6 protein-coding genes and 1 pseudogene are annotated in these 11,586 nt (G+C 43.7%); 5 read left to right on the top strand and 2 right to left on the bottom strand.

The genetic code is table 11. The features are described 5' to 3' along the window. Positions 1 to 582: 582 nt before the first annotated feature. On the bottom strand, positions 583 to 1,989 hold the full coding sequence (locus ABZA00_RS13780) for a PTS mannitol transporter subunit IICBA (protein WP_372882736.1): 1,407 nt from the start codon (positions 1,987 to 1,989) through the stop codon (positions 583 to 585). A gap of 1,187 nt (positions 1,990 to 3,176) precedes the next feature. On the opposite strand from ABZA00_RS13780, the gene ABZA00_RS13785 reads away from it, so the two are divergent. The 3 genes from ABZA00_RS13785 (at position 3,177) to tkt (ending at position 7,771) form a co-directional block, all read left to right on the top strand. Beyond that, on the top strand, positions 3,177 to 4,157 hold the full coding sequence (locus ABZA00_RS13785) for a sugar-binding transcriptional regulator (protein WP_372882737.1): 981 nt from the start codon (positions 3,177 to 3,179) through the stop codon (positions 4,155 to 4,157). A gap of 597 nt (positions 4,158 to 4,754) precedes the next feature. Continuing rightward, positions 4,755 to 5,705 carry a transaldolase gene (gene tal, locus ABZA00_RS13790; RefSeq protein ID WP_372882738.1) on the top strand — a complete coding sequence of 317 codons (951 nt, stop codon included), beginning with the start codon at positions 4,755 to 4,757 and terminating at the stop codon, positions 5,703 to 5,705. A 71-nt stretch (positions 5,706 to 5,776) separates the two neighbouring features. After that, positions 5,777 to 7,771: a transketolase gene (gene tkt / locus ABZA00_RS13795; RefSeq protein WP_372882739.1), complete on the top strand. Its 1,995-nt coding sequence runs from the start codon at positions 5,777 to 5,779 to the stop codon at positions 7,769 to 7,771. A 115-nt stretch (positions 7,772 to 7,886) separates the two neighbouring features. Here tkt and ABZA00_RS13800 read toward each other — a convergent pair whose 3' ends face one another. After that, positions 7,887 to 8,435, bottom strand: a complete 549-nt coding sequence (locus tag ABZA00_RS13800) for a thioredoxin family protein (RefSeq protein ID WP_372882740.1) — start codon at positions 8,433 to 8,435, stop codon at positions 7,887 to 7,889. A gap of 877 nt (positions 8,436 to 9,312) precedes the next feature. Here ABZA00_RS13800 and ABZA00_RS13805 point away from each other — a divergent pair. Both ABZA00_RS13805 and ABZA00_RS13810 read left to right on the top strand, forming a co-directional pair. Then, positions 9,313 to 11,217, top strand: coding sequence for a PTS mannitol transporter subunit IICBA (locus tag ABZA00_RS13805; RefSeq protein WP_372882741.1), 1,905 nt, complete (start codon positions 9,313 to 9,315; stop codon positions 11,215 to 11,217). Between the two features lie 75 nt (positions 11,218 to 11,292). Next, a pseudogene (locus ABZA00_RS13810) lies at positions 11,293 to 11,586 on the top strand (mannitol-1-phosphate 5-dehydrogenase); the annotation flags it as partial.

Raw genomic sequence — 11,586 nt, forward strand, 5'->3', positions numbered from 1 at the left:
ATGATCTATTTATGCGTAGGAAAAATGGATGAAAGCAAGGCATTGATTGCAGTAACTAGTTGTTCTAATTACAAAATCAATAACGAAGCTAGCATTCATTTTAACAAGCATAAATGAATAGATAATTATCGGATTTGGTATAAGCATGATGCTCAAGTGACCCATCAAATAGCGCTTTAAAAAATGCCCATGACAACACTTCGCCATATTAACCATTATTTATAGTATTGCGCTTTATTAAATCGCTAAAATTTGCGTAGAAAAATTAAAAAGCGCCAGGTCTTTAATTGAGTTATAGCAGGTTATTAGGGTTGAAAATAAAGAAGTTATATTGGCAAGCAGTATTGAGCAGGTATCCCCATGATACTTCAAGATGCAAAGTCAGCAAGGTAAATGGTGCCGAGATGCTAACATAAAATTGAAGTGTAGTTATGCGGATTGATATTGGAGTTATAACACAATAAAACTACTGTAAAAATACAGTAGTTTTATAAAGTTCAGGGATAGTTGTGAACTTTGCAGACCTGACACATAACCAACTCATTGGGTATCAGGTAGTAGAAATATCTACTTTTTCTGAGCTTATTTTGCTGCTTTAATTTTTGCAACCATACCGTCATACATCGCATTATCCAAGAAATTAGTTAATGAGATATGCTCGGCATTTGGCGCATGTTTACGTGCTCTGTCGGTCAAATCTTTATGGGTAACCACAATATCAACATCATCAGGCAAATCATTGATAGCGGTATTAAGCACTTCGATATTTAAACCGGCTGCCTGTACTTTTTTGCGTAACAGACTTGCTCCCATTGCGCTGGAACCCATACCGGCATCACAAGCTACAATGATTTTTTTCACTGCAGATAAATCCGCTTTTACAGCAGTAGCAGCCTGGCCTTTAGAAGTGGACTTCATATCCTTCATCTGGTCTGCCGCTTTTTCTAGCGCGTCTTCTTCACCTGCAACACTTTTCTGGGTTTTCATTAACACAGAAGCAACCAGGAAAGAAACAACCGCAGCAGCTGCAACCGCTAAAAGAACACCAACGTAAGCCCCCTTAGGTGTCATCACTAAAACAGCAAAGATAGAGCCCGGAGATGCTGGAGAGATAAGACCTGCGTTAAACAAAGTCAGCGTGAATACGCCAGACACACCACCGGCAATAACTGCCAGAATAAGACGCGGATTCATCAATACATACGGGAAGTAGATTTCATGAATACCACCAAAGAAGTGGATGATCAGAGCACCAGGCGCCGATTGTTTTGCAGAGCCTTTACCAAAAATAATGTAAGCTAATAGCAGACCTAAACCAGGACCCGGGTTTGCTTCAATTAAGAAGAAAATCGATTGGCCAACAGATTCAGACTGAGCAATACCCAATGGAGTGAAAATACCATGGTTAATCGCATTGTTCAGGAATAATATTTTTGCCGGCTCAACAAATACAGAAGTCAAAGGAAGCAGGTTATTGGCAACTAAAACATCAACACCGGCAGCAAGACCGTTTGATAAAAGCTTAACAGCAGGACCGATAATCAGATAAGCAAAAATTGCCAGAATCATACCCAGAATGCCCGCTGAGAAGTTGTTCACCAGCATTTCAAAACCGCTTTTCACTTTACCGTGAATCGCCGTATCAAATTTCTTAATAGCCAGACCACTTAACGGACCAACAATCATCGCACCCATAAACATCGGAATATCTGTGCCAACAATAACCCCCATTGTTGCAATTGCACCAACAACGGCACCACGCTCACCTGCAACAATTTTACCACCAGTATAACCAATCAGCAGTGGCAGCATATACACGATCATCGGGCCGACCATGGTCGCTAATGTTTCATTGGGTATCCACCCGGTTGGGATGAATAAAGCAGTGATTAAACCCCAGGCAATAAAGGCGCCGATATTGGGCATAACCATATTTGATAATAAACGACCAAAGTTCTGAACTTTGACCTTAGATTGTGATGACAGCATAATTTGCTCCGTGCATGTATGTTCGCCTGAATTGGCAAAATAATTAATGTGGTTGAAACTTCCACCACTAAAGCTATCATAAAAATTAAAATTTGCACTGCGAGACGGGAATACAATGAGCCATCGCACAAATGCAAAAAACAATGCAAAAATATAGCGGTTCAGATCAAATTTTAAACGGTAAAATTAAGACAAAATAACTTTCACAGCGTCTTAAATGTAAAATATCGTTACACGCATCACACAAACTGACGAAGCAATGTGAAAAGTAAAGCCGACCAGGATCACAAAAAATAAAATTAATAACAGTCAAAAATGGTTGACAAGAAAAATCCCTGCTCAAAAAGGCTAAATAGACAACTTAATTATATATAAAAAGCAATTTATGTAATTTTATTACAACAGGGATTTTCAGGAAAAACTATCGGTTCTGCCGGCACTATGCTAATGCCTTGTTTGCGATATCCTCTGCCGCGTGCGCCAGCCACATGATCAGCAGAAGGCCTGGGAATAGCGGCGATAAATCAGAAACAGGTAAAGAGTGATGCTTCAGAGCAGCATATTGCACTCTGGGACTTTTCTGCCTGTATTACTGTTACTGCAGAGACTATTGGCGATCCCACACCGTTTTTTCGGCATTTTCCATACCTTCAAACCCGGCTCATTTTGCGCCCACATCTTAATTAACCTCAACTCTGGATAATGGGATCGAAATTCCCTTTAATATCAACATATTAAAGATTTGCATTATACGGTGCTGTATCGATTTGCTTATCCAGAATTGAGGTTAATTACTAACGGACAGCACCAGCGCCTTGAAGATGGCATGAAAATCAACTTCACCTTCACCAATAACAAGATCTTTACCCCCACCCACTGCAGCCGCCCGAGGCTCACAACCTGTCTTTGAGGTGAATTTGTACGATATGATCCTGACTAACCTTAAGCTCTGTAAAGAGATCGTGACCGGCCATTCGAACACAACGGATACGCAAAGCGAGTGCGCCAGCCTTTTCCATAGTAATAACAAGGCTTTTGCATGAAGCTGAGTAATAAATCGTCTCAGGAGCTCACAATATTGTGCATCATACTTGCCAGGCATGATTAAACTGTGGGAACATTTGCCCAATCAATGACCATTTGTAGACCATTGATCAATTTAGACTATCAAGCAGAGAGTAATAGAGATGTCTCAGATAAAGATCCCCCCCGTAGACTCAAGCAGCGATGATCGTGAAATACTGACAGAGATTGCCATCCTCTATTATCAGGAGGGAGCGACTCAGGAGGAGATAGCAAAAAAATTCTCCATTTCGCGCATTAAAGTCGGACGTCTGCTGCGCAAAGCGAGAGAAGAAGGCATTGTCGAGATTAACGTGCGCTACCACCCCATCTATAGCGCGCAACTCGAACAACGCTTAGTTGAAAAATTCAACCTTAAACGTGCTCTGATTGCTTTAGATAATGCCGATAATCAGGAACAGCGCAAACAGGTTGCGGTACTTGTCTCGGCTTTTCTCGCCAATAACCTTCAGGATAATAGCAGCGTTGCTGTCGGCCAGGGTCAAAACGTTGCCGCCGTTGCTGATTATGCCGGGATTGTGCCGCAACGTAATGCGCACTTTGTTTGCGCCATCGGCGGCACCCACCGCAGTGGCGACAGTATTAATGCGGATCATATATGCCGTCAACTGGCTAAAAAGTTTGGTGGAAGCAGCGAAACACTTTATGCACCAGCTTATGTCAACAGTTCAAAAACCCGCGCGGATTTTCTTGCTCATAACACTATCGCTGAAACATTAAAGCAAGCAAGAAATGCCGACTTTGCCCTGGTGGGCGTCGGTGCTATGAATGAAAACAGTCACATGGTTAAGTTAGGTTGGTTTAGCCAGCAGGAGTTTGCAGAAGCACGCCTTAATGAGGGTATCGTTGGTGATATCGGCGGTTTTGATTTCTTTAAACTTACGGGTGAAAATGCCAGAACCCGATTAAGAGACAGGGTCATTGGTTTAGATACTGAAGATTTACGCCGTATTCCCAATGTGATTGCCGTAGCAAGCGAAGAAAGAAAAGCCTTAGCCCTGCTCGGCGCACTGCGTACCGGCAGTATTGATATCTTAGCAACCAGTGTAAGTTGTGCGATGACTTTATTAAATATGGCGGAATAGTCCCTTACAGGTAATAACAAGCAGAGCGGCAGAAAATTAATCTCGCCGTTTTTACAGCCTCCCGGAACATATAACACACCAGCAAACAAGTGTTCATCAATTTTACATTAAAAAAAAAAGAAAACACAAAGTCACCAGATGAAAAAGTGACCTGCATCGCTATTAATTGCTTTTCACATTGACATATCATGATAAAAACATGAGCATCCATAAAAACAAATGTTTCACGGCGATTCATATGCTCAAGCATTCTGCAAATGGCGGAATAATAATAAATCGCTATCTTTTTAGGGTCTGTTGATCTTTCGAGATTGTTTTTGCAGCAGTTTGTTGGTTCTTTATACAAGGCAGGGCCTGCGTAGTGTAGTTATTCTACATAAACAGGTGATAACGCAGTAGAAAGAGCCAACAAGCGCTGCCCGAAGGGTTCGGCTAAAAGCGTTTTACTCTTGGTTGCGGGGTATTTACTTAGAATGACGAAGCTACACGCGTCGCGATTAAACGCTTTTATCTCGAACAAAAATTAACCGCGAAGGAACAAGCCCCTAGTAAAACCTGTTAAATACAGTTCAAGCACAATATTAAGGCGGAATGAAAATGAGTAATAAATTAGAGCAACTTCGCAAATACACTACTGTAGTCGCTGATACAGGCGACGTTGAAGAGATCGCCAGGTACCAGCCGGAAGATGCGACCACTAATCCATCGTTAATTTTAAAAGCCGCTCTACTATCTGATTATAAACACCTTATCGAGGCGTCCATCGCTTATGCTAAATCTCAAAGTGACGATAAAGCGCAACAGATTGTAGACACCTGTGACATGCTGGCGGTCAATATTGGTAAAGAGATTCTTAAAGTAATCCCGGGACGTATCTCTACGGAGGTTGATGCACGTTTATCCTACGATACTGAAAACAGCGTTATCAAAGCACGCCAGCTAATTAAAAAATATAATGATGCCGGCATCAGCAATGATCGTATTTTAATTAAGCTCGCCTCCACCTGGGAAGGTATTCGCGCGGCTGAAATCCTGGAAAAAGAAGGTATTCATTGTAATCTGACCCTTTTATTCTCTTTTGCTCAGGCACGTGCCTGTGCGGAAGCCGGTGTCACCCTGATTTCTCCTTTTGTCGGCCGCATTATGGACTGGTATAAAGGCAAAGAAAAACGCGATTTTATTGGTGCGGAAGATCCCGGGGTCATTTCTGTTTCGGCTATTTACAACTACTATAAAGAGCATGGTTACAAAACAATCGTGATGGGTGCCAGCTTCCGTAACATCGGAGAAATACTTGAGCTGGCCGGTTGTGATCGTCTGACTATCTCACCTCAACTCCTACAGGAATTAAAAGATAGCGAAGGTGAGGTAGTAGAAAAACTTTTAGACTCCAAAGGTACGAAAGGACGCCCGACTGCAATGTCTCACACAGAGTTCCTCTGGGAACACAACCAAGATCCGATGGCCGTTGAAAAACTCGCTGAAGGGATCAGAAACTTCGCGGTTGATCAGGCTAAGCTTGAAACCATGATTGCAGATCTTCTGTAAAACCGGCCCGAGATAAAGCGACGCTAGCGTCGCTTTTTTTTGCTTTAAATTATTTTAAAACAGGTATTAATATGCAACGAAAAATTTTAGCAAACGCTATCCGCGCCCTAAGCATGGATGCAGTACAGAAGGCAAATTCAGGCCATCCGGGCGCGCCGATGGGCATGGCTGACATCGCGGAAGTGTTATGGAGAGATCATTTACAACATAATCCTAATAACCCTAACTGGGCGGATCGCGACCGCTTTGTACTGTCCAACGGACATGGTTCAATGCTGCTCTATTCATTACTTCACCTGACCGGCTATGGGCTCTCCATCGATGATTTAAAAAACTTCCGTCAGCTGCATTCTAAAACTCCCGGTCATCCTGAATACGGCTATGCAGCGGGTATTGAAACAACCACAGGTCCACTGGGACAAGGGATTGCGAATGCCGTCGGGATGGCCATCGCAGAACAAGCCATGGCAGATCAATTTAACCGTGATGGTCATGCTATTGTTGACCACTTTACCTACGCTTTTATGGGTGACGGCTGCATGATGGAAGGCATTTCTCATGAAGCTTGCTCGCTGGCGGGCACATTAGGCTTAGGCAAGCTAATCGCTTTCTGGGATGACAACGGTATCTCCATTGATGGCAACGTCGAGGCGTGGTTTAGTGATGATACGCCGAAGCGTTTTCAGGCCTACGGCTGGCATGTTATTCCCGCTGTGGATGGACATAACAGTGAAGCAATTAACGCAGCGATTGTCGCGGCTAAATCCGAGCCAAATAAACCCACTTTAATCTGCACCAAAACAATTATCGGTTTTGGTGCACCCAATAAAGGCGGTTCACACGATTGTCACGGTGCCCCACTAGGTGAAAAGGAGATAACCGCTGCACGTAAATTCCTTGACTGGCAGCACGCGTCCTTTGAGATCCCGGCAGATATTGCTGCGCAGTGGAATGCACAACAGGCTGGTACAGCCAAAGAAGCAGCATGGGACGAGAAGTTTGCCGCGTACTCGGTTGCCTACCCTGAGCTGGCAGCGGAATTTAAACGCCGCAATGCGGGTGAACTTCCTGCAAATTGGGAAGTGGAAAGCAGTAAAATCATTAGCCACCTGCAGGCTAACCCGGCCAATATTGCATCGCGTAAAGCATCACAAAATACTCTTGAAGCCTTCGCTAAATTAATCCCTGAATTGATCGGTGGCTCAGCAGATCTTGCCCCTTCCAACCTGACTATGTGGTCCGGTTCCAAAGCGCTTAAAGCAGGTGATTTCAGCGGCAATTATATCCATTACGGGGTACGTGAATTCGCTATGACCGCTATCATCAACGGCATTGCCCTACATGGTGGTTTTGTGCCTTACGGAGCAACATTCCTGATGTTTATGGAATATGCACGTAACGCGATGCGTATGGCTGCATTGATGAAAATTCGGAATATTCAAGTTTATACCCATGACTCTATCGGTTTAGGTGAAGATGGCCCGACCCACCAGCCGGTTGAACAGATTTCGTCACTACGTTTAACACCCAACATGAGTACCTGGCGCCCCTGTGACCAGGTTGAATCGGCTGTTGCATGGAAACTTGCTATTGAACGTAAAGACGGCCCTACTGCACTGATTTTTTCACGGCAAAACCTTGCCCAACAACAACGTGATGCGCAGCAGGTAGCAAACATTGCCAAGGGTGGTTACATCCTGAAAGACTGTGCCGGCAAACCGGATCTGATTCTGATCGCCACCGGGTCTGAAGTTGAACTGGCCAGCGAAGCTTATGCTCAACTGACCGCAGAAGGTAAAAATGTACGTGTTGTTTCAATGCCTGCAACCGATACTTTTGATAAACAGGACGAAGCTTACCGCGAGAGCGTCCTGCCTTCACAGGTCACCGCGCGTATTGCTATCGAAGCCGGTATTGCTGACTTCTGGTACAAATACGTTGGTTTCGGCGGGAAGATCATCGCTATGACAACCTTTGGTGAATCTGCGCCAGCGGATGAATTGTTTAAGATGTTTGGCTTCACCACGGAAAATGTGGTTAACAGCGCAAGAGAGTTGCTGGCTTAACTTTACTCAGGCCGGTAATAATGCAGTGCTATTTTTACAAATAATAAAGCAGCACTGCAGACAATGAGTGATTTAAATAACAGCAGAGAAGATATGGTATTTACCCGGGTTACTATCAGCTGCGCCACTTGATCGAGCAGCCCATACTCGGAACCTGCTCTGTCGGGCCCCGGCCGGTTTTGGCAATCATACGCATGGCATTAACTAATTCCGGCACCCGGTGCGCAGCATCCCCCATCCGGGCATCATCCAAACGACCACGATACTGAAGTTCACCTTGACTGTTAAAAGCAAAGAAATCCGGTGTACACACCGCACCGTACAACTTGCCTACAGACTGCTCCTGATCCACCAGATAAGGAAATGGAAAGTTATGTTTTTGAGCAAATTTTTTCATATTTTCCGGAGAGTCTGCTTCTACATAGTTATAGTCATTGGACATAATCGCCACAACATTAATACCTTCAGCCATCAGCAGTTTTGTATCCTGTACAAGACGTTGGGCGATACGCTGCACGTAGGGACAATGGTTGCAGATAAAGGCAATCAACAGCCCTTTTTCACCGAGCTGCTCAGACAGAGTAAAAGATTTACCATCGACATCTTTTAAAGTGAAATCAGGAGCCTTCCAGCCAAAATCACAAATTGGGGTTTCAAGTAACATAATAAAATCCTCTGAATTGAAATAACCTCAAGCACATTGTATTAAGAGATCCGTCCGGTAAATTATACCAATCTGTTCAGGCAAAAAGCTAAAAGCAGGTTGCCCGCTTGATAGTCAAGCCGTCTATTTATCTACCCCAATTCTACAGCAACCATGCAGGAATTAATTCACCTCAACTCCGGATAATGAAAGCGTCATTGCTTTTGGGGTCTGTTGATCTTTCGATATTGTTTTTGCAGCAGTTTGTTGGTTCTTTATACAAGGCAGAGCCTGCGTCGTGTAGTTCTTCTACATAAACAGGCGATAACGCAGTAGAAAGAGCCAACAAGCGCTGCCCGAAGGGGGCGGCTAAAAGGTTTTACTCTTTGTTGCGAGGTATTTACTTAGAATGACTAAGCTACACGTCTCGCGTCGCGATTAAAACGCTTCTATCTCGAACAAAAATTAACCGCGAAAGATCCACAACCCCTAATCTCATAATGTTAAAGTTATATTATTGCATAGATTTTCTTATCCAGGGCAGGATTCATTACCAAGCTTCTTTTTCCACCTGCTTTTCAATTAAGCGAAGCGGGCAATCCTTTGCCTTTATTTAAAGAAGAAAGCCTACCCAAAGTGGGATCTAGATCACTTTATTTATTTTTTGTTGTTTTTGACATTTGTGACAAGGATCAATATAACAGTTAATTGATATTTATTTTACGTGACCAAAGTCACAAAAATTTACCCTGTAAAACAAAGGGTAAATTTCTGTGGTAAATTCTCGCTGTAATTTAGTGGTTGTAACTTATTAATTAATGGTTTTGACAAATCAAATTTAAACTTTTGCCAAGCCGCTCACAAACAATGCGCTATCACGCAGCATACGGAGTTTATTATGAACGCAAAAATGAGAGTCCAGAGTTTCGGACGTTTCTTATCCAATATGGTTATGCCTAATATCGGCGCATTTATCGCCTGGGGTATAATCACCGCACTTTTCATTCCGACGGGATGGCTGCCAAATGAAACGTTAGCAGGTATAGTTGACCCTATGCTTACCTACCTGTTACCAATGCTGATCGGTTTTACCGGCGGTAAACTGGTTGGCGGCGAACGTGGCGCAGTAGTTGGTGCGATTGCCACTATGGGCGTTATTGCCGGTGCGGATATGCCAATGTTTATGGGTGCTATGGTGGTTGGTCCTTTGAGTGGCCTGGCAATTAAAAAGTTTGATACTGCAATTCACGGCAAAGTAAAAAGCGGTTTTGAAATGTTAGTGAATAACTTCTCTGCCGGTATCGTCGGTATGATCTGCGCAATCCTTGCATTTTTGTTAATTGGCCCACTGGTAAAAAGCCTATCAATAGTTTTAGCAGGCGGAGTTCAGTTCCTTGTTGATGCCGGTGCACTGCCGCTAACATCACTTTTTGTCGAGCCGGCGAAAATCCTGTTCCTTAATAACGCCATCAACCACGGCATCTTCACACCACTGGGTATCCAACAAGCGGATGAGTTGGGTAACTCTATCATATTCCTAATGGAATCTAACCCGGGTCCTGGTCTGGGACTGCTATTAGCTTACGTATTCTTTGGTAAAGGCTCTGCAAAACAGTCTGCAGCGGGTGCCTCTATCATCCATTTCTTTGGTGGTATTCAGGAAATTTACTTCCCATATGTGTTGATGAATCCACGTCTGCTGCTTGCTGTTATTGCCGGTGGTATGACAGGTGTATTCATGCTGACTCTCTTTGGTGGTGGTCTTGTTGCACCAGTTTCACCTGGCTCTATCTTTGCTATTTTATTAATGGCGCCTAAAAGCTCTGTGGTTGGCGTGCTACTTTCTGTTGGCGCAGCCGCTGCGGTTTCATTTATCGTTTCTGTTGTGTTAATGAAAACGCAAGGTGAAAAAGAAGAAGATGACGACGCACTGTCAAAAGCCAGCAGCGCAATGAGTGGTATGAAATCAGCTGCTAAAGGGCAGACTGCTGCAAAAGAAATTGATATGGCAAAAGTGACTAAAATTATCGTAGCTTGTGATGCGGGTATGGGTTCAAGTGCGATGGGTGCAGGCTTACTACGCAAAAAAGTTCAGGCTGCAAACTTAGATCTTTCAGTAACAAATATGGCAATTAATGATCTGCCTGGTGATGTTGATATTGTGGTTACCCATAAAGATCTGACCGGACGTGCGATAAACCATGCTCCAAATGCACATCATATCTCTCTTTCTAATTTCTTAGATAATGCGCTCTATGATGGTTTGGTTGCAGAATTAGTGGCAGCTAAAAGTACTCCAGCAGCATCTGCTGCTGCTCCGCAAACCCCAGCGGCACCGGTTGCCGAGGTGGTTGCTGAGGAGTCAGACAAAACGCTGAAACTTACTGAGAAAAATATTTTATTAGGCCTGAAAGCAAAAACAAAAGAAGAAGCAATTCAGTTGGCCGGTGATCACCTGGTCAGCCTTGAATACGCTGCACCTGAGTATGTACCAGGTATGTTTGCCCGCGAAGAGTTAGTATCAACTTACCTTGGCGAGTCTATTGCTGTACCGCACGGTACGATTGAAGCTAAACAATTCGTACAAAAAACCGGTATTGCTTTCTGTCAGTACCCAGAAGGTATCCAGTGGGGTGAAGATGAAGATGATATTGCCCACCTGGTTATCGGTATTGCCGCACAAGGTGATGAGCATATTAACGTAATCACTGCAATCACCGGTGCACTGGATGATGAAGAAGCGGTTAAATGCTTACAAACAACCACTAACCCCTCAGATGTACTGCGCATTCTAGGTCAGTAACTCCTTATTGTACGCCCCCTGTCTGGGGGCGTACAGATCGCTATTTTAGCCTTTTTAACTTTAGGAAATTATAATATGAAAGCATTACATTTTGGCGCGGGCAATATCGGCCGCGGTTTTATTGGTAAATTGTTAGCTGATGCAGGTATTCAGGTGACATTCGCAGATGTAAATGAAACAGTTGTGAACGCACTGATCGAGCGTAAAGAGTATGATGTTAAAGTTGTCGGTGCTGAGTGTGTCGTTGAAAAAGTAAAAAATGTTACGGCCATTAATTCAACTGATCCGGCAATTGTAAAACTGATTGCAGAGTCTGATTTGGTGACTACTGCGGTAGGCCCTACGGTTTTAAATATTATTTCAAAAACG

This window comes from Psychromonas sp. (assembly GCF_041586535.1).
Lineage (GTDB): Bacteria > Pseudomonadota > Gammaproteobacteria > Enterobacterales > Psychromonadaceae > Psychromonas.